At 69.2% G+C, this 17,924-nt stretch carries 18 protein-coding genes; 4 read left to right on the top strand and 14 right to left on the bottom strand.

Translation table 11 applies throughout. From position 1 onward, the window contains the following. Positions 1 to 2: 2 nt before the first annotated feature. Positions 3 to 1,343: a type I glutamate--ammonia ligase gene (gene glnA, locus GVV77_RS12860; RefSeq protein ID WP_159618975.1), complete on the bottom strand. Its 1,341-nt coding sequence runs from the start codon at positions 1,341 to 1,343 to the stop codon at positions 3 to 5. A 220-nt stretch (positions 1,344 to 1,563) separates the two neighbouring features. On the opposite strand from glnA, the gene panB reads away from it, so the two are divergent. Further along, positions 1,564 to 2,433: a 3-methyl-2-oxobutanoate hydroxymethyltransferase gene (gene panB, locus GVV77_RS12865; RefSeq protein WP_159618977.1), complete on the top strand. Its 870-nt coding sequence runs from the start codon at positions 1,564 to 1,566 to the stop codon at positions 2,431 to 2,433. A gap of 15 nt (positions 2,434 to 2,448) precedes the next feature. On the opposite strand, the gene GVV77_RS12870 is transcribed toward panB, so the two are convergent. Next, positions 2,449 to 2,613: an SPOR domain-containing protein gene (locus GVV77_RS12870; RefSeq protein ID WP_133404849.1), complete on the bottom strand. Its 165-nt coding sequence runs from the start codon at positions 2,611 to 2,613 to the stop codon at positions 2,449 to 2,451. A gap of 120 nt (positions 2,614 to 2,733) precedes the next feature. On the opposite strand from GVV77_RS12870, the gene map reads away from it, so the two are divergent. Together map and ppgK are read left to right on the top strand one after the other, a co-directional pair. Next, on the top strand, positions 2,734 to 3,612 hold the full coding sequence (gene map / locus GVV77_RS12875) for a type I methionyl aminopeptidase (RefSeq protein WP_159618979.1): 879 nt from the start codon (positions 2,734 to 2,736) through the stop codon (positions 3,610 to 3,612). A gap of 96 nt (positions 3,613 to 3,708) precedes the next feature. Next, positions 3,709 to 4,530 (top strand): polyphosphate--glucose phosphotransferase, encoded by an 822-nt coding sequence (gene ppgK, locus GVV77_RS12880; RefSeq protein WP_159618981.1) that lies wholly within the window; start codon positions 3,709 to 3,711, stop codon positions 4,528 to 4,530. 188 nt (positions 4,531 to 4,718) lie between these two features. On the opposite strand, the gene nrdR is transcribed toward ppgK, so the two are convergent. The 3 genes from nrdR to GVV77_RS12895 all read right to left on the bottom strand — a co-directional run bounded on the left by nrdR (position 4,719) and on the right by GVV77_RS12895 (position 7,256). Beyond that, positions 4,719 to 5,216 carry a transcriptional regulator NrdR gene (nrdR, locus tag GVV77_RS12885; RefSeq protein WP_159618983.1) on the bottom strand — a complete coding sequence of 166 codons (498 nt, stop codon included), beginning with the start codon at positions 5,214 to 5,216 and terminating at the stop codon, positions 4,719 to 4,721. Positions 5,217 to 5,331: 115 nt separating this feature from the next. Then, the gene (gene hisD / locus GVV77_RS12890; protein ID WP_159618985.1) at positions 5,332 to 6,693 is read right to left on the bottom strand and encodes a histidinol dehydrogenase; all 1,362 of its coding nucleotides are present in this window, start codon (positions 6,691 to 6,693) and stop codon (positions 5,332 to 5,334) included. Positions 6,694 to 6,731: 38 nt separating this feature from the next. Then, positions 6,732 to 7,256, bottom strand: a complete 525-nt coding sequence (locus GVV77_RS12895; protein WP_159618987.1) for a hypothetical protein — start codon at positions 7,254 to 7,256, stop codon at positions 6,732 to 6,734. 123 nt (positions 7,257 to 7,379) lie between these two features. Between GVV77_RS12895 and GVV77_RS12900 the strand changes: the two genes are divergently transcribed. After that, positions 7,380 to 7,901 (top strand): flavin reductase family protein, encoded by a 522-nt coding sequence (locus tag GVV77_RS12900; protein ID WP_159618989.1) that lies wholly within the window; start codon positions 7,380 to 7,382, stop codon positions 7,899 to 7,901. Positions 7,902 to 8,102: 201 nt separating this feature from the next. Here GVV77_RS12900 and dnaE read toward each other — a convergent pair whose 3' ends face one another. The 9 genes from dnaE to ftsZ all read right to left on the bottom strand — a co-directional run bounded on the left by dnaE (position 8,103) and on the right by ftsZ (position 17,919). Beyond that, the gene (gene dnaE, locus GVV77_RS12905; protein ID WP_281350593.1) at positions 8,103 to 11,642 is read right to left on the bottom strand and encodes a DNA polymerase III subunit alpha; all 3,540 of its coding nucleotides are present in this window, start codon (positions 11,640 to 11,642) and stop codon (positions 8,103 to 8,105) included. Between the two features lie 59 nt (positions 11,643 to 11,701). After that, positions 11,702 to 12,652: an RluA family pseudouridine synthase gene (locus tag GVV77_RS12910; RefSeq protein WP_246199802.1), complete on the bottom strand. Its 951-nt coding sequence runs from the start codon at positions 12,650 to 12,652 to the stop codon at positions 11,702 to 11,704. Next, positions 12,649 to 13,323, bottom strand: a complete 675-nt coding sequence (gene lspA, locus GVV77_RS12915; RefSeq protein WP_159618991.1) for a signal peptidase II — start codon at positions 13,321 to 13,323, stop codon at positions 12,649 to 12,651. Before lspA ends, GVV77_RS12910 begins: the two co-directional genes overlap by 4 nt. A 188-nt stretch (positions 13,324 to 13,511) precedes the next feature. Beyond that, complete coding sequence (locus GVV77_RS12920; RefSeq protein ID WP_159618993.1) at positions 13,512 to 14,147, bottom strand: DivIVA domain-containing protein; 636 nt, start codon at positions 14,145 to 14,147, stop codon at positions 13,512 to 13,514. A 140-nt stretch (positions 14,148 to 14,287) separates the two neighbouring features. Beyond that, positions 14,288 to 14,581: a YggT family protein gene (locus GVV77_RS12925; protein WP_120169683.1), complete on the bottom strand. Its 294-nt coding sequence runs from the start codon at positions 14,579 to 14,581 to the stop codon at positions 14,288 to 14,290. Positions 14,582 to 14,641: 60 nt separating this feature from the next. Next, the gene (locus tag GVV77_RS12930; RefSeq protein WP_159618995.1) at positions 14,642 to 15,157 is read right to left on the bottom strand and encodes a cell division protein SepF; all 516 of its coding nucleotides are present in this window, start codon (positions 15,155 to 15,157) and stop codon (positions 14,642 to 14,644) included. Positions 15,158 to 15,249: 92 nt separating this feature from the next. After that, on the bottom strand, positions 15,250 to 16,020 hold the full coding sequence (locus tag GVV77_RS12935; protein WP_425483369.1) for a YggS family pyridoxal phosphate-dependent enzyme: 771 nt from the start codon (positions 16,018 to 16,020) through the stop codon (positions 15,250 to 15,252). After that, positions 16,008 to 16,712, bottom strand: coding sequence for a purine nucleoside phosphorylase YfiH/LACC1 family protein (locus tag GVV77_RS18385; RefSeq protein WP_246199804.1), 705 nt, complete (start codon positions 16,710 to 16,712; stop codon positions 16,008 to 16,010). Before GVV77_RS18385 ends, GVV77_RS12935 begins: the two co-directional genes overlap by 13 nt. 16 nt (positions 16,713 to 16,728) lie before the next feature. Beyond that, positions 16,729 to 17,919: a cell division protein FtsZ gene (gene ftsZ / locus GVV77_RS12940; protein ID WP_159618999.1), complete on the bottom strand. Its 1,191-nt coding sequence runs from the start codon at positions 17,917 to 17,919 to the stop codon at positions 16,729 to 16,731. Between the last annotated feature and the right edge of the window lie 5 nt (positions 17,920 to 17,924).

Here is a 17,924-nt window from a genome sequence, read left to right on the forward strand (position 1 = left end):
CGTTACAGGATGCCCAGGTTGCGGCGCAGCTCATAGGGGGTGACCTCGATACGGTAGTCGTGCCATTCGGCGCGCTTGTTGCGCAGGAAATTCTCGAAGACCTGCTCGCCGAGGATCTCGGCGACGAGTTCGGAGTCCTCCATGGCGCGGACCGCATCGTGGAGGCTCGCCGGCAGCGGATCGTGGCCCATGGCGCGCCGCTCTGCGGCGGTGAGGCTCCAGACGTCGTCCTCGGCTCCCAGGGGCAGTTCGTAGCCCTCCTCGACGCCCTTCAGCCCGGCGCCGAGCAGGACGGCGTAGGCGAGGTAGGGGTTCGCGGCGGAGTCGATGCCCCGGTATTCGATCCGGGCGGACTGGCCCTTGTTCGGCTTGTACAGGGGGATGCGCACCAGCGCCGAGCGGTTGTTGTGGCCCCAGGAGATGTAGCTGGGCGCCTCGCCCCCGCCCCAGAGCCGCTTGTACGAATTCACGAACTGGTTGGTCACCGCGGTGAACTCGGGGGCGTGCCGCAGGATGCCGGCGATGAACTGGCGGGCGGTCTTGGAGAGCTGGAACTCGGCGCCCGCTTCGAAGAACGCGTTCGAGTCACCCTCGAAGAGCGAGAAGTGTGTGTGCATGCCCGAGCCGGGGTGGTCGGAGAACGGCTTGGGCATGAACGTCGCGTAGCTGTCCTGGGTGAGCGCCACCTCCTTGATGACGGTCCGGAAAGTCATGATGTTGTCGGCGGTCTGCAGCGCGTCGGCGTAGCGCAGGTCGATCTCGTTCTGCCCCGGCCCGCCCTCGTGGTGGCTGAACTCGACGCTGATGCCCACCGACTCGAGCATGGCGACGGCGGTCCGCCGGAAGTCCTGGGCGACGCCGCCGGGCACGTGGTCGAAGTAGCCGGCCTGGTCCACGGGCACCGGGCGGCCGTCGGTGCCGAGTTCGGCGGACTTCAGCAGGTAGAACTCGATCTCGGGGTGCGTGTAGCAGGTGAAGCCCATGTCCGCGGCCTTGGCGAGGGTCCGCTTCAGCACGCTGCGCGGATCGGCGGCCGACGGCTGTCCGTCCGGGGTAAGGATGTCGCAGAACATCCGTGAGGTCTGCTCCTTGTCCCCACGCCAGGGCAGGATCTGGAACGTCGACGGGTCCGGCTGGGCGAGCATGTCGGATTCGAAGACCCGGGCCAGGCCCTCGATGGAGGAGCCGTCAAACCCGAGGCCCTCCTCGAAGGCCCCCTCCACCTCGGCCGGGGCCAGGGCGACGGACTTGAGCGAGCCGACGACGTCGGTGAACCACAGCCGGACGAAACGGACGTCACGCTCCTCGATCGTCCGCAGTACGAATTCCTGCTGCCGGTTCATTCCTACCCTCTTTCCTGCCGCGTCTGCGCTGCGCCGAGCCGTTCCCTGCCCGCGCCGGTTGGCCGGCTGAGCCGGAATCTCTCCATACTCTACTGACCCGGACGCCGGAATCGCGTCCGCCGGTGCCTGCCCAGTATGGCGCGGCGAAGTTACAGGCCGGTTACCGGGCGGCGGGGGCGCGGCTCAGGGAAGCCCGGGGCCGTGAAGTAGGCTCGGAACCATGACTTCCGCCGAAATGCCCGCCCCGTACGGCACCGGAGCTTCCACCCCGGAAGAACCCCGCCCGGCCCCGCGCCCGGCCAGGATTCGAACCCACCACCTGCAGCAGGCCAAGGCGGAGGGCCGGCGCTTCGCCATGCTGACGGCCTACGACCAGTACACGGCGCAGATCTTCGACGAGGCCGGCATCGAGGTGCTCCTGGTAGGCGACTCCGCCGCCAACAACGTGCTGGGGCACGCCACGACCCTGCCCATCACGCTCAATGAGATGGTGCTGTTCACCCGTGCCGTGAGCAGTGCGGCACGCCGTCCGCTCATCGTTGCCGATCTCCCCTTCGGCAGCTACGAGGTTTCGACCGCCCGGGCCGTTGAGTCCTCGGTGCGGCTCCTGAAGGAGGGCGGGGCACATGCGGTGAAGCTTGAAGGCGGCGCGCAGTTCGCCGACACCGTGCGCGCGCTGGTGCGGGCCGGGATCCCGGTGATGGCGCATGTCGGCTTCACCCCGCAGAGCGAACACGCCCTCGGCGGCTACCGGGTGCAGGGCCGTGGGGACACCGGCCGGAGGGTCATTGACGATGCCCTGGCCCTCGAGGCGGCGGGTGCATTCTGCGTCCTCATGGAGATGGTGCCGGCCGAGGTCGCGGCGAAGGTGGATGCCGCGGTGCAGGTGCCGACCATCGGCATCGGTGCCGGCGCCTCGACGACGGGCCAGGTGCTCGTCTGGCAGGACATGGCCGGCCTGCGCGGCGGGAAGCAGCCGAAGTTTGTCAAGCAGTTCGCCGAGGTCCGCTCGGTGCTGGCCGATGCCGCCACCCGTTACGCCGAAGAGGTCCGCAGCGGAAGCTTCCCCGGCCCGGAGCACTCCTTCTAGCCGGGGCGCGGGCGTTCAGTCCTCGTCCTCGGCGTCCCACGCCTTGTTGCGCTGCTGGACCTTCTCAAGGGCCCGCTCGGCCTCCGCGCGGGTCTCGTAGGGACCGATGAGCTGCTTCCAGTCGGACTGCGCGTCAACCTCGACCTCATGGGTCCGAACATTGAACCAGTACTGCGGCATCGTCTTCTCCTCCTGCGTCGTCGATGGCGGCCGCCTCCGGTGCCGGCCTTCCGGCAGCCGTCCGCGGCCTTCTGGGCGGCGCTTTCAGCTCTGAACCCCGCCGCCTATAAGATCAAGGGTATGCCCCACAATCCTGGCACCGCACCCGTTGGCACGCTCCAGCGCGGCATGGTCAGTCCCCGGCTCCCCGTCCCGTCCGGAATCGCCCGCCCCGAATACGTCGGCCGCAAGGCCCCGGCGCCCTTCACCGGCTCCGAGGTGAAGACCGCCGAAACCATCGAGAAAATCCGCAAGGCCGGCAGGCTGGCCGCCCAGGCCGTCGAGGAGGTGGGGCGCCACGCCCAGCCCGGCGTCACGACCGACGCCCTCGACCGGATCGGCCACGAATTCCTCATCGACCACGGCGCCTACCCGTCGACGCTCGGCTACCGCGGCTTCCCCAAATCGATCTGCTCCTCAGTCAATGAGGTGATCTGCCACGGCATCCCGGACAGCACCGTCCTCCAGGACGGGGACATCCTCAACATCGACATCACCGCCTACCTCGACGGCGTCCACGGCGACACGAACTCCACCTTCCTCGTCGGCGACGTCGACGAGGAATCCCGGCTGCTGGTGGAGCGGACGAAGGAGGCGCTGAGCCGCGCCATCCGGGCCGTCGCCCCAGGCCGGGAGATCAATGTGATCGGCCGCGCCATCGAGTCCTACGCCCGCCGCTTCGGCTACGGCGTGGTGCGCGACTTCACCGGCCACGGCGTGGGCGAGGCGTTCCACACCGGCCTGATCATCCCGCACTACGACGCCGCCCCCGCGTACAACCGGGTGATTGAAACCGGAATGGTGTTCACCATCGAACCGATGCTGACCCTTGGCACCATCGAGTGGGACATGTGGGCCGACGACTGGACCGTGGTGACCCGCGACGCCAAACGCACCGCGCAGTTCGAACACACCCTGGTCGTCACCGACACCGGCGCCGAGATCCTCACCCTGCCCTGACCCGCTGACCGGCGGTCAGGGAACACCGACCACCCCCTCGAAACGGCCCGGGACGGGCGAACCGCCCACCCGGCCACGAATATCACCTGGAGAATCATGCCCAAGGACGTCGACAAGAAGAAGCCCGGCCGGAAGCTGCCGGCCACCGTCATCGGTGTCGATATCGGCGGCACCGGAATCAAGGGCGGCATTGTCGACCTGGCCAAGGGCGAAATCGTCGGTGAGCGCTACCGGATTCCGACCCCCCAGCCCGCCACCCCGGAGGCGGTCGCCGGCGTCGTTGCCGAAATCGTCACTGAGCTCTCCTCGCGGCCGGGCGGTCCGGCCGCCGATGTGCCGGTGGGTGTGACCTTCCCGGCCATCATTCAGCACGGCGTCGCCCGCTCGGCGGCGAATGTCGACAAGAGCTGGGTCGACACCGACGTCGACGCCCTCTTCACGCGGGTGCTCGGGCGGAGCGTCCACGTCATCAACGACGCCGACGCCGCCGGCCTGGCCGAGGTCCGCTACGGCGCCGGCAAGGGCGTCGCCGGGACGGTCCTGGTGATCACCCTGGGCACCGGCATCGGTTCCGCGTTCATCTTTAACGGGCAGCTTGTGCCCAACGCTGAACTGGGGCACCTCGAGATCGACGGGCACGACGCCGAGTCCAAGGCGTCGGCGGTGGCACGTGAGCGGGACGGGATCGACTGGGACGAGTACGCGGTGCGGCTCCAGCGGTACTTCTCCCACGTCGAGTTCCTCTTCTCCCCCGAACTGTTCATCGTCGGCGGCGGGATCTCCAAACGCAGCGCCGAATACCTTCCCTCACTGAACCTGCGCACCCGAATCGTCCCGGCCCAGTTGAAGAACCAGGCGGGCATTGTCGGCGGGGCGCTGCAGGCGGCGCTTCTGCTGTCCCCCTCAAGCACCAAGTAGCCCACGCACCAAGCGGCCCAGGGACGGGCAGCGCACGAAAAAGACCCGTGCCTTCCGGCAGCACCGGAGGGCACGGGTCTTTTGTGCGTTGACCGAGGGAAGAGCCGGACATTCGATCCGGTGGAACGTGGTACCGGTGGTGGCGCCGGCTTCCCCTCCGCCGCCACCACCGGGGTCTCAAGGCGCACCTATTGCGCGGACAGGGGCCGCTGCGCCCCCGAGGGTACCTTCGCGTTCTCGGATGACTGCAGCCGAAGGGTGGCGATCGCCTCTTCGAAGTCCTCAAGGGATTCAAAGCCCTGGTACACGCTGGCGAAGCGCAGGTAGGCGATCTGGTCGAGCTTCCGCAGGGGGCCGAGGATCGCCAGTCCAACTTCGTGGGCGTCGATCTCGGCGACGCCGCTGGCGCGCACTGATTCTTCGACTTCCTGGGCCAGGAGGGCGAGGTCGTCCTCGGTCACGGGCCGGCCCTGGCAGGCCTTCCGCACACCGTTGATCACCTTGCCGCGGCTGAAGGGCTCACCCGCACCCGAGCGCTTGATGACGCTGAGGCTCGTCGTCTCCACCGTGGTGAACCTGCGCCCGCAGGCGTGGCACTGCCGGCGCCGGCGGATCGCCGAACCGTCGTCGGCCAGCCGGCTGTCAACGACCCGCGAGTCGGAGTTGCGGCAGTAGGGGCAGTGCACTGCGTACTCCTGTCTCCGCTCGGGCCGGATGGGCGGGTACCGGACCGCTGGGCGCTCCGAATGGTTCAAGTGTAGAACCAGATGTAGGGAAACTACAAGCGTGCAATTACCACATCTAGTGGTTATTGCCGGGGAAGCGCGCCCGGACGGCGTCGCCGTGGGCGGGCAGGTTCTCCGCCTCGGACAGCGCCAGGATGGGCGCGCTGACCTCCGAAAGCGCATCCCGTGAGTACTCCACCACCTGCTGCGCCCGCAGGAAGGTTGTCGTGTTGAGCCCGGATGCGAAGGAGGCGGTCCCCCCGGTGGGCAGGACGTGGTTGGAGCCGGCGCAGTAGTCGCCAAGGCTTACAGGGCTGTACGGCCCGACGAAGACCGCGCCCGCATTGCGGACCCGGGCGGCGGCGGCCGCGGCGTCGGCGGTGTGGATCTCGAGGTGCTCGGCGGCGTAGGCGTTGCAGACCTCAAGGCCGGAGTCGAGGTCGTCGACCAGGATCACCCCCGACTGCGGGCCGGACAGGGCCGTGAGGACCCGTTCGCGGTGCCGGGTGGCGTCCGCCTGCCGGCCGAGTTCGATGCGCACCGCGTCGGCGAGGGCGGGGGCATCCGTAATGAGCACCGAGGCGGCCTGCGGGTCGTGCTCGGCCTGGCTGACCAGGTCCGCGGCGACGAGGACGGGGTCGGCGCCGGCGTCGGCCAGCACCGCGATCTCGGTGGTGCCCGCCTCCGAGTCGATGCCGACGACGCCGCGGACGAGCCGTTTGGCCGTGGCAACGAAGACGTTCCCGGGCCCGGTGACGACGTCGACCGGCTCAAGGGAGGGGTGGCCGTCGGCCTCCTCGAGGCCGTAGGCGAAGGCGGCCACCGCCTGGGCGCCGCCAATCGCATACACCTCGGTGATTCCCAGCAGGGCCGCCGCCGCCAGGATGACCGGGTGCGGCCAGCCACCCTCCTCCTTCTGCGGCGGGGAGGCGAGGGCGATCGAGGCGACGCCGGCCGCCTGCGCGGGAACGACGTTCATCACCACCGACGAGGGGTAGACCGCCAGGCCGCCGGGCACGTAGAGGCCCACCCGGTCGACGGGAACCCACCGGGACACGAGCCGCGCCCCCGGGGCGGGTCGAACCTCCACCTCGGCCGGCACCTGCGCCGCGGCGAACAAGCGGGCGCGGGTGATCGCCTCGTCCAGGGCCTCACGGACCTGCGGATCGAGGTTCTCCAGGGCGCTGCGCAGGACACCGGCGGGCACCCGGGGGTGGTCCTGCTCGACGCCGTCGAAGCGGCGGGCGAGTTCCCTCAGGGCCGGCAGGCCCCGGTTCCGCACGTCCTCGAGGATCCGGCCGACCGCCTCTTCGGGCGGATGCTCCCCCACCAGCGGCCGGGGCAGTACGCGCTTCAGCTCACGCCGGCTGAGGGAGAGACCCCTGAGGTCGATGGTTCGGAAGCCCTCGCGGGCCGGGGCGGCAGCTGGATTTTCCACTCGATTAGTCTACCGGCGCCCGGGACACCGGCCCGCGGTCAGGGACGGCCGCGCCGCAGCCAGTCGAACAGGGCGGCGGCGAACACAATGAGGGCTGCGGCCGCCGGCCAGATGGCGGCGGCGCCCGGCGAGTGCAGCCCGAAGCCCGACCCGGGGATCTCGGGACTGCCGTGCGGGCCGATCCAGGCGCCGAGCGCGGTGCCGATCAGGACGGCGAGCAGGGACCCGAGGATTGAGCCGCCGACCGCGGCGAGGAGGCGCCTCAGCCCGCCGGGCCGCCCGAGGCGCCGCGCCAGCACCGTTCCCACGGCCACGCCCGCCACGAGTTCAAGCCCCGCGAGGGACAGGTCGCGCAGCAGCCAGGTGCCGGGGAGGCGTCCGTCACCGTAGAGGATTCCGCCCGGGGCGCCGAGCCACCAGAACACGCCCAGGACGATACCGAGCACCGCCGTCGAGCCCGCCCACCACAGCAGGCCCACGGGAGGGGCCGCCGCGCGGTTCGGGGCCGGGGCGTACACCGGGGGCGGGTAGGAGCCGGCGTCGTGCGGGCGGGAGGGGTGCATGACTTCTACATTAACAAAAGCACGCCCCCGCCGCCCGGCTCGCCTAGGGTTGAGGGATTGCCGGAGCCGCCGGCGGCCGCCCCCGCACGCGGGGTGCGGATCGCGATCGTTGAAGGAGGAGCCATGGAGGGAAACCTGGTGAAGGACAGTCCTGCCGCCGCCGATCCGGGCCCGGGATCGGCATTCCGCGGAGTTTTCCGGCGCCACGCGGCCGGGGTAGCCATCATTACCGCGTCGTACCAGGGCAGGCCCTTCGGGTTCACCGCCACGTCCGTGGCGTCCCTGTCGGCCGACCCGGCCCGTTTCACCTTCAATATGTCGCGGGGATCCTCCTCCTGGCCCGCGGTCGCCAACACCAGCTACGTTGGCGTTCACATGCTGGGCCTGAACAACCAGGCCCTCGCGGACCGGTTCGCCCGCACCTCGGACCGCTTCGGCGGGGACCACTGGAGCCCCGGCTCCCACGGGGTCCCGCTGCTGCACGGGGTGGCCGGCTGGCTGATCGGGCGCATCACTCTGAGGCTGTCCTTCGAGAACAATGCGGTGGTCGTCGCCGAGGTGACCGAGGGGGGCACCGGGGCCGACGGCGCGCCGCTGCTGTACCACGGGGGCGGCTATGCCGCGCCCACCGACTACATCATCTGAGGCATCAGCCGAGGAGTGCAGCCTGAAGTCTCACGCGCCCGGCAGTGCCACGCGCCCGGCAGTCCCACGCGCCCGGCAGTCCCACGCGCCCGGCAGTCCCACGCGCCCGGCAGTCCCACGCGCCCGGCAGTCCCACGCGCCCGGCAGTCCCACGCGCCCGGCAGTCCCACGCGCCCGGCAGTCTCACGCGTCAAGGCAGTCTCACGCGTCAAGGCAGGCGGGGCCGAGCAGCACCTTCAGGTCGCCGAACAGCGACGGGGTGGGGTTCACCCGCAGGTCCACGCCGAGCTTCATCACCTCGACCTTGCGGTTGCCGTTGAGCCGGATCTGCACCTCGCTGGTGCCCGGATGGGTGCGCAGCACCTCGCCCAGGGCCGTCACCGCCGCCTCGGTGGCCTTGTGCTGGGCCATGGAGATGACGACGGGCCCGGAGTGGCCCTCGCTGAGGTCGGGCACCGAGAGTTCCTGCGCGTTGAGCATCACCGCGCCGTCGTCCCGGCGCTGCAGCCGGCCGCGCACCACGACGATGAGGTCCTCGGCGAGCACCCCCGAGATCGGCCCGTACACCTGCCCGAAGAACATGACCTCCATCGATCCGGCGAGGTCCTCTACCTCCGCGCGGGCGTAGGCGTTGCCGCTGTTCTTGGCGATCCGCCGCTGCAGTGAGGTGATCATGCCCGCGATGGTGACGATGGCGCCGTCTGCCGGGCCCTCGTCGCTGATCACCGAGGGAATCGTCAGGTCGGCGTGCTGGCTGAGGATCCCCTCGAGGCCCTGGAGCGGGTGGTCCGAGACGTAGAGGCCCAGCATGTCGCGTTCGAAGGAGAGCTTGTCCTTCTTCTCCCATTCGGGCAGGTCCGGCACCTCGACCGAGAGGCTGCTGCCGGCGCCCGGGTCGTCGAAGGCGCTGAACAGGTCGAACTGGTTCGCGGCCTCGTTGCGCTTGAGCACGATGACCGAGTCGACGGCCTCCTCATGGATCATCGCCAGCGCCCGGCGGGGGTGCTTGAGCGAGTCGAAGGCCCCTGCCTTGATCAGGGATTCGATGGTGCGCTTGTTGCAGACGACGGCGGGGACCTTCTGCAGGAAGTCGCTGAAGGAGGTGAAGTCGCCCTTCTCCTCGCGGGCGGTGACCATCGCCCCGACGACGTTCGCGCCGACGTTGCGGATGGCGCCCATGCCGAAGCGGATGTCCTTGCCGACCGGGGTGAAGTTCACGCTCGACTCGTTGACGTCCGGCGGCAGGACGGTGATGCCCATCCGGCGGCACTCGTTGAGGTAGATGGCCAGCTTGTCCTTGTCGTCGCCGACGCTGGTGAGCAGGGCGGCCATGTATTCAGCCGGGTAGTGGGCCTTGAGGTAGGCCGTCCAGTAGGAGATCAGCCCGTACGCGGCGGTGTGGGCCTTGTTGAACGCGTAGTCCGAGAAGGATTCGAGGACGGTCCACAGCTTGTCCATGGCGGCCTGGGAGTAGCCGTTTTCCTTCATACCGGCGAAGAAGTCGGCCTGCTGCTTGTCCAGCTCCGACTTCTTCTTCTTGCCCATGGCGCGCCGGAGCATGTCCGCCTGGCCGAGGGTGAAGTTCGCCAGCTTCTGGGCCGCGGACATCACCTGCTCCTGGTAGACGATCAGGCCGTAGGTGCCGCCCAGGATCTCCTCGAGCGGGCCTTCGAGCTCGGGGTGGATCGGCTCGATCTCCTGGAGCCCGTTCTTGCGCAGGGCGTAGTTCGTGTGGGAGTTCACGCCCATCGGCCCGGGGCGGTAGAGCGCCAGCACCGCGGAAATGTCTTCGAAGTTGTCGGGGCGCATGAGCTTGAGCAGGGAGCGCATGGGCCCGCCGTCGAGCTGGAACACGCCCAGGGTGTCGCCGCGGGCCAGCAGCTCGTAGGAGGCCTTGTCGTCGAGCTCGAGGTCCTCGAGCACCAGGTCGATGCCCTGGTTCGCGGTGATGTTCTCCACGGCGTCGGTGATGATGGTGAGGTTCCGCAGCCCCAGAAAGTCCATCTTGATCAGTCCGAGCCCCTCGCAGGTGGGGTAGTCGAACTGGGTGATGATCTGGCCGTCCTGGTCGCGGCGCATGATCGGGATGATGTCGATCAGCGGGTCCGAGGACATGATGACGCCGGCGGCGTGGACGCCCCACTGGCGCTTCAGCCCCTCGAGGCCGAGCGCCGTCTCGAACACCTTGGCGGAGTCGGGGTCGGTCTTGAGCAGTTCACGCAGCTCGTCGGCCTCGGAGTAGCGCTTGGCGTCCTTGTTGTGCACGTCGGCCAGGGCCAGGCCCTTGCCCATGACGTCCGGCGGCATGGCCTTGGTAAGGCGCTCCCCCGTGGAGAACGGGTAGCCCATCACGCGCGAGGAGTCCTTCAGGGCCTGCTTGGCCTTGATGGTGCCGTAGGTGACGATCATGGCGACGCGCTCGTCGCCGTACTTTTCGGTGACGTAGCGGATCACCTCGGAGCGGCGCCGATCATCGAAGTCGACGTCGAAGTCGGGCATGGAGACGCGCTCGGGGTTCAGGAACCGCTCGAAGATCAGGCCGTGCTTGAGCGGGTCGAGGTCGGTGATGCGCATGGCGTAGGCCACCATGGAGCCGGCGCCGGAACCGCGGCCCGGGCCGACCCGGATGCCGTTGTTCTTGGCCCAGTTGATGAAGTCGGCCACCACGAGGAAGTACCCGGGGAAGCCCATCTGGGTGATGACGCCGACCTCGAACTCGGCCTGCTTGCGCACATCGTCGGGCACGCCGGCGGGGTAGCGGTAGGCCAGGCCGGTCTCGACCTCCTTGACGAACCAGGACTGCTCGTTCTCCCCCTCGGGCACCGGGAACCGGGGCATGTAGTTGGCCTTGGTGTTGAATTCGACGTCGCAGCGCTCGGCGATGAGCAGCGTGTTGTCGCAGGCCTCGGGGTAGTCGCGGAAGATGGCCCGCATCTCGGCGGGCGACTTGAGGTAGAACTCGTCGGCGTCGAACTTGAAGCGCTTGGGGTCCGCCAGGGTGGAGCCGGACTGGACGCACAGCAGGGCCGCGTGGGCCTTGGAGTCCTCGGCGTGGGTGTAGTGGAGGTCGTTGGTGGCGACCAGCGGCAGGCCCAGTTCCCGGGCGAGCTTGATCAGGTCGGCCTGGACATTGCGTTCGATGTCGAGCCCATGGTCCATCAGCTCGCAGAAGTAGTTTTCGGCGCCGAAGATGTCCCGGAAATCCGACGCCGCCTGCTTCGCCTCCTGGTAGAGCCCCAGCCGCAGCTTGGTCTGCACCTCGCCCGAGGGGCAGCCGGTGCTGGCGATCAGGCCCTTGCCGTAGGTCTGCAGCAGGTCCCGGTCCATGCGGGGTTTGTAGAGGTAGCCCTCGAGGGAGGCCAGCGAGGACATCCGGAACAGGTTGTGCATGCCCTCGGTGGACTCCGACCAGAGGGTCATGTGGGTGTAGGCGCCGGCGCCCGAGACGTCGTCGCGGCCTCCCCCGCCCCACTGGACGCGGGTGCGGTCGGAGCGGGCGGTGCCCGGGGTCAGGTACGCCTCCACCCCGATGATCGGCTTGATGCCGGCGCTGCGGGCTTTGCTCCAGAAGTCGAAGGCCCCGAACACGAACCCGTGGTCGGTGGTGGCCAGCGCATTCATGCCGAGCTCTTCGGTGTGGCTGAAGAGGTCGGTCAGCTTCGCGGCCCCGTCGAGCATCGAGTACTCGGTGTGATTGTGAAGGTGGACGAAGGACTCACGGGACGCTGCTGTTGAAACCACTCGACCATTCTAGGCCCGCCGTTCCGTCCCCGGGCCCCACCCCGGCGACCGCAGGCGTGTTAGGCCCGGTCCCCCGACAGGGCGCCCAGGGCGTACTCGAGGTCCAGCGGGTAGGGACTCACAGCTCGAACCGGCTCGCCGGTGCGCGGATTCTCGAAGCCCAGGCGGTGGGCGTGGAGCCACTGCCGGGTCAGGCCCAGCTCCGCCGCAAGCCGCGGGTCGGCCCCGTAGGTGAGATCGCCCACGCACGGGTGGCGCAGCGCCGAGAAGTGGACGCGGATCTGGTGGGTGCGGCCGGTTTCGAGGTGGACCTCGACGAGGCTGGCACGGCCGAACGCCTCGATGACCTCGTAGTGGGTCACGGAGGGCCGTCCGTCCTCCAGCACGGCGAACCGCCAGTCGTGGGCCGGGTGGCGCCCGATGGGCGCGTCGATGGTTCCCTCAAGCGGGTCGGGCAGGCCCTGCACGACGGCGTGGTACACCTTGTCCACGGTGCGCTCCTTGAAGGCCCGCTTCAGGGCCGTGTAGGCCCGTTCGGTCTTGGCGACGACCATGGCTCCGGAGGTGCCGACGTCGAGCCGGTGCACGATGCCGGCCCGTTCGGGGGCGCCGGAGGTGGAGATCCGGTAGCCGGCCGCGGCGAGGGCGCCCACCACGGTGGGGCCCACCCAGCCCGGGGAGGGATGGGCGGCGACGCCGACGGGCTTGTCGATGACCACGAAGTCCTCGTCATCGATGAGGATGCCCATGCCTTCGACGGCCTCGGGGATCACCCGCAGCGGGTCGGCGGCATCGGGGACCACCACGAGCAGTTCGGTGCCGGCCTGCACGCGGTCGGCCTTGGCCAGGACCGTGCCGCCGCGGCTGACCCTGCCGTCGGCGCACCAGGCGGCGGCCACCGACCGGGAGACCCCGGCCAGCTGCGCCAGCGCGGCGTCGGCGCGGGACCCGCCGAGGTCCTCGGGCACCGTGAAGGCGGTCGGGGTGCCCACCTTGGCGGCCCCGCTCACGAGGCGTTGCCCTCCGGCCGGGGCGTGTCCGGACCGGTTCCTGCGGCGCTTTCGCCGGGGGCGCTTTCCCCTGGGGCGCTTTCCCCGGCCGTACTTTCCTCGGCTGGACTGTCGCTGCTGCGCCGCCCATCCATGCCGATGCCGCGCAGGGTCATCAGGCACACGAGGATGACGCCGCTGACGACGGCGGAGTCGGCGATGTTGAAGATCGCGAAGTTGGGCAGGGCGATGAAGTCGACGACGTGACCCTGCCCGAAGGACGGTTCACGGAAGAGGCGGTCGGTGAGGTTGCCCAGCGCGCCGCCGAGCACGAGTCCCAGGGCGGCAGCCCAGCCCCAGGAGGCGACCTTGCGGATCTGGGTCAGGATGGCCAGGGAGACCAGCGCCTGGATGATGGTGAAGATCCACGTGACGTTGGTGCCGATCGAGAAGGCCGCCCCGGGGTTCCGGATGAAGTGCCAGTTCAGCAGCGGGGGCAGCACCGGCGTGACCTGGCCTTCGGTCATGGTGGAGACCACCCAGGCCTTGGTGACCTGGTCCAGGACGTAGGCGGCGAGCATGCAGACCAGCAGCAGGACGGCGTACCGCGCCCGGACCCGCTTGCTGTGACCGGGCCCGTCGGTCCGTTTCGTTTCCGCGGGGGTTTGCTCTGCCGGTGGATTCTCGCTCATAACGCTTTCATGCCGGGTGCATACGCTTCCGCACGGCGGCAGAGGTATGGAACAGGTGGATCGGACTGTCGTGGGGCGACTCCTCAAGGGTACGGCAAAGGCCGGCCCCTTTTCCGGGGCCGGCCTCAATCCGGTACTGCGCTGCGGTGCCCTGCCGGGCACCTCCGCGCGGTGCGCCCGAGGGGCTTTTAGGCGTCGGCAGTCTCCGAGGCGACCGACCCGCGGGAGTCGAGGTCGCGCAGCTGGCCCTCGATGTAGGCCTTGAGGCGTGAACGGTAGTCGCGCTCGAAGCTGCGGAGCTGTTCGACCTTGCGCTCCAGCACGCTCTTCTGCTGCTCGAGGGCGCCGAGGACCTTGCGGCTCTTGTCCTGGGCGTCGTTGACGAGGCTGCTTGCCTCGATCTGCGCTTCGGCGATGATCTTGTCGCGCTGCTCAACGCCCGCGTTGACGTACTCGTCGTGAAGCTTCTGGGCCATGGCGAGGACGCCGGCGGCGGACTCGGCGCTGGCAGCTGCGGGAACGGCGGCAGGCGAGACGGTCTCTACGCGGGGCTCGGGCTTTGCGGGCTCGGGCCGCTTCTCCTCCTCGCGGACCTCTTCGGTCTTGGTGCTGGCGGCAACCGGGGCGGGGACCGTGCCGGTCGAGGCGGTGCCTGCGGGAGCGTCCGAGAGCCGGCGGCGCAGCTCCTCGTTTTCCTGGTTCAGACGGCGCAGTTCGACGACGATCTCGTCGAGGAAGTCATCCACCTCGTCCTGGTCGTAGCCCTCGCGGAACTTCGTCGGCTGGAACCTCTTATTGACAACATCTTCTGGCGTCAGGGCCATCTGGTCACCTCGTAGTGTTAAAGACCTGCCTGCCCGGGGGCGGACCTGCCTGCGGTACCGAATTGTGGACGTGAAGAACTGGATTCACATCAGAATGGAATTCAGCTTATATCTATTGGGACTCGAAAACTAAACCGGACCTATGCCGTGGCGAAACCCCGTGACACACCCATCAGGATCACCACGGCGAAAAACAACACAAGAAAAGCCAGGTCGAGAGAAACTCCCCCAATTCGCAGCGGCGGAATCACGCGACGCAAAGCTTTGATCGGCGGATCGGTCACTGCATAAATACCGGAAGCAACGACCAGCGCAATTTTCTGGGGACGCCAGCTTCGGGCGAAAATCTGGACGGCGTCGTAAATAATCCTGATGATCAGCGCAAGCTGGAACAACATCAGAACGAGGTAAATCAGGGCAAATACCAAACTCACGGAGCGGTTCCAGTCCTTAGGGCCTTACAGGGGGCGGCAGGCACGGACAGCCGGCCGGCTTCAGCTCTGGTTGAAGAAGCTGGTCTGAGCTTCGCTGGCCTTCTGATCCTCACCCAGAACTTCAATATACGACGGCGAGAGCAGGAACACCTTATTGGTGACCCTTTCGATGCTTCCGTGCAGGCCGAAGACCAGCCCCGCGGAGAAGTCGACGAGGCGCTTGGCATCGGATTCGCCCATATCGGTGACGTTCATGATGACCGGGATGCCGTCGCGGAAACTCTCGCCGATCAGCTTCGCATCGTTGTAGGAGCGGGGGTGGACTGTGGTGATCTGCCGCAGCGCGGAGTCGTCGCGGGTCGACTGCACGCGCTTGATCGGTGTCACCGGGGCCCGGTACTCCTCGCTGGGGACGCTTCGTGGGACGGAGGCGGGTTCGGGACGGCGTTCGTCACGGTCATAATCCACTGCGTAATCCTCGTTCCTGCTGTGGGCGCTCTTCGCCTCGGGCTCGTAGTGCTCGTCACCATCGGCGAGCCCAAGGTAAATCATTGTCTTGCGCAGTGCGCCAGCCATGGTAACTCCTGTCATTGAGAGAGTGGATAGTTCGCTTCGTCCCGGTGCCGAAACCGCGCGCTGCGGGTCTCACTGCCGTCCCGGTGCAGACGCTACCGCAACGGTGGGCGGGGACCGAGCACATCTGAGCCAACCCGCAGGTGTGTCGCGCCCGCCTGGATGGCGGCCTCGAGGTCCCCGCTCATGCCGGCCGAGACGGCAGAGGCGCCGGGGTGGTCTGACCGCAGGTCGGCGGAGATGCCGGCCAGGCGCTGGAAGGCGGTCAGCGGGTCGGCGCCCAGCGGCGCCACCGCCATGACGCCCTCAAGGTGCAGTCCGTGCGCCCCGGCGAGCCGGGCGGCGATCTCCGGGACTTCCGCTGCCGCCGCCCCTCCCCGTCCGCCGGCGCGGGCGTTGGGGTCGAGGCTGACCTGGATGAAGCAGCGCAGGTCGGGCCGTTGGGGAAGGCCGGCACCGGACCGGCGTTCGGCCTCGGTGCCCGCGGCCTTCGCCAGGGCCTCCGCCGCCGAGGGCCGGTCCACGGAGTGCACCGCGGCGGCGTAGCGGAGCACCGAGCGGGCCTTGTTGCTCTGCAGCTGGCCGATGAAGTGCCAGCGCAGGTCGAGGTCGGCGCTCTCGGCGGCCTTGGCGGCGGCCTCCTGGTCGCGGTTCTCTCCCACGTCCCGCACGCCGAGCCCGGAGAGCAGCCGTACGTCCGCGGCGGGGAAAAACTTCGTCACCACGATCAGCGCGGGCGCGTCGGTCCGTCCAGCGGCGGCGCAGGCCGCCGCGATCCGCTCGCGTACCGCTCCCAGCCGTTCGGCGAGTTCCTGCCGGCGCGCGCCGGCGTCCGCCGTCAGGTCCGTGCCGTTCACGTGCGCCAGACCAGGCCGGCGAGCCGGCCGGCACCGGGTTCCCTGCGGTGCGAGAACAGCCGCGGGTTTTCGAGCGTGCACGCCGAAGATCCCGACGGCACCGCCGCCACGACGACACCGGCATCGCGCAGCTGCTGCCGCACGGCGGCCGGCAGGTCCAGCGCCGGGGTGCCCTGCCGTGTCTGCGCATAGGAGGCCGGCACGGCGGCGGCCACCTCGTCCCTCATTTCGGCCGGCACCTCGTAGCATCGCCCGCACACCGAGGGGCCGATCCAGGCGGTGAGCTCCCGGGCGCCGTGGGCGCGCAGGCCGGCGACGGCGTTGGGCACGATGCCGGTCAGCACACCCCTGCGTCCGGCATGGACGACACCGGTCGCCGGGCCGGAGCGGTCGGCCAGGACAATGGGGACGCAGTCCGCCACGAGCACGGCCAGCGCCTGGCTCCCGTCCGGGCTGAGCAGGGCGTCGGCCTCCGGCGGACTCCAGTGGGCGGACCCGGCCGGCACCTCGGCCACCGTACTCGAGTGCATCTGGGTCATAAACCGCAGGGAACCGGGGGCCACGCCCATCGCCGTCTCCACCCGTGCCCGGTTGCCGGCCGCCGTCGAGGGCCGCCCGAGGTTGAGTGCGAGGTTGCCGGCAGCGGAATCGGTAAAGGCGGCGTGCAGCCCGGGCTGCACGCCGCCTTGCCAGAAAAACATCCGCAGAAGATCCCGGTTACTTCAGGAAGTCGGGCACGTCGAGGTCGTCCGAGCGGCCCGAGGAGAGGTCCGGCTCCACCACGGCGGGCAGGTCGACGTCGAAGCCGGCGTCGGCCGGCACCGTGTTGGACTGGGAGAAGCGCTGCTGGGACCACGCACCGAGGCCCGCGGAGGCCGGAGCGGCGGCACGGGCGGTGTCCCCGCCGACCGTGGGTGCCGAGGCGGGCTTGACCGCAGGTACGGCAGGCTGCGAGGTCGCATCGACCTGGTCGAAGCCGGCGGCGATCACGGTGACGCGGGCCTCGTCGCCGAGGGCGTCGTCGATCACCGCACCGAAGATGATGTTGGCCTCCGGGTGGGCGACCTCCTGCACCAGCCGGGCCGCCTCGTTGATTTCGAAGAGGCCGAGGTCGGAGCCGCCCTGGATGGACAGCAGCACGCCGTGCGCGCCGTCGATCGATGCCTCGAGCAGCGGCGAGGCGATCGCGAGTTCGGCGGCCTTCACGGCCCGGTCCTCGCCGCGCGCGGAGCCGATGCCCATGAGGGCCGAGCCCGCACCCTGCATGACCGACTTGACGTCGGCGAAGTCGAGGTTGATCAGGCCGGGGGTGGTGATCAGGTCGGTGATGCCCTGCACACCGGAGAGGAGCACCTGGTCCGCGGACCGGAAGGCGTCGAGCATCGACACATTGCGGTCGCTGATCGAGAGCAGGCGGTCGTTCGGGATGACGATGAGGGTGTCGACCTCGTCGCGCAGGGTGTCGATGCCCGACTCGGCCTGGTTGGACCGGCGGCGGCCCTCGAAGGTGAACGGCCGGGTGACGACGCCGATGGTCAGCGCGCCGAGTGAACGGGCGATGCGTGCCACGACGGGCGCACCGCCGGTGCCCGTGCCGCCGCCCTCACCGGCGGTGACGAAGACCATGTCGGCCCCGCGCAGCACCTCTTCGATCTCCTCGGAGTGGTCCTCGGCCGCCCTGCGGCCGACCTCCGGGTCCGCGCCGGCGCCGAGCCCGCGCGTCAGTTCCCGTCCGACGTCGAGCTTCACGTCGGCGTCGCTCATCAGCAGCGCCTGCGCGTCGGTGTTGATGGCGATGAACTCCACCCCACGGAGCCCCACCTCGATCATCCGGTTGATGGCGTTTACGCCGCCCCCGCCGATGCCGACGACCTTGATGACGGCCAAGTAATTCTGCGGTGCTGCCACGTCCT

Source organism: Arthrobacter zhaoguopingii, assembly GCF_009828605.1.
Lineage (GTDB): Bacteria > Actinomycetota > Actinomycetes > Actinomycetales > Micrococcaceae > Arthrobacter_D > Arthrobacter_D zhaoguopingii.

Coding starts and splice junctions, on each gene's coding strand:
- glnA (WP_159618975.1), bottom strand. CDS start 1,343: ATGAACCGGCAGCAGGAATTCGTACTGCGGACGATCGAGGAGCGTGAC.
- panB (WP_159618977.1), top strand. CDS start 1,564: ATGACTTCCGCCGAAATGCCCGCCCCGTACGGCACCGGAGCTTCCACC.
- GVV77_RS12870 (WP_133404849.1), bottom strand. CDS start 2,613: ATGCCGCAGTACTGGTTCAATGTTCGGACCCATGAGGTCGAGGTTGAC.
- map (WP_159618979.1), top strand. CDS start 2,734: ATGCCCCACAATCCTGGCACCGCACCCGTTGGCACGCTCCAGCGCGGC.
- ppgK (WP_159618981.1), top strand. CDS start 3,709: ATGCCCAAGGACGTCGACAAGAAGAAGCCCGGCCGGAAGCTGCCGGCC.
- GVV77_RS12895 (WP_159618987.1), bottom strand. CDS start 7,256: ATGCACCCCTCCCGCCCGCACGACGCCGGCTCCTACCCGCCCCCGGTG.
- GVV77_RS12900 (WP_159618989.1), top strand. CDS start 7,380: ATGGAGGGAAACCTGGTGAAGGACAGTCCTGCCGCCGCCGATCCGGGC.
- lspA (WP_159618991.1), bottom strand. CDS start 13,323: ATGAGCGAGAATCCACCGGCAGAGCAAACCCCCGCGGAAACGAAACGG.
- GVV77_RS12920 (WP_159618993.1), bottom strand. CDS start 14,147: ATGGCCCTGACGCCAGAAGATGTTGTCAATAAGAGGTTCCAGCCGACG.
- GVV77_RS12930 (WP_159618995.1), bottom strand. CDS start 15,157: ATGGCTGGCGCACTGCGCAAGACAATGATTTACCTTGGGCTCGCCGAT.
- GVV77_RS18385 (WP_246199804.1), bottom strand. CDS start 16,712: ATGTTTTTCTGGCAAGGCGGCGTGCAGCCCGGGCTGCACGCCGCCTTT.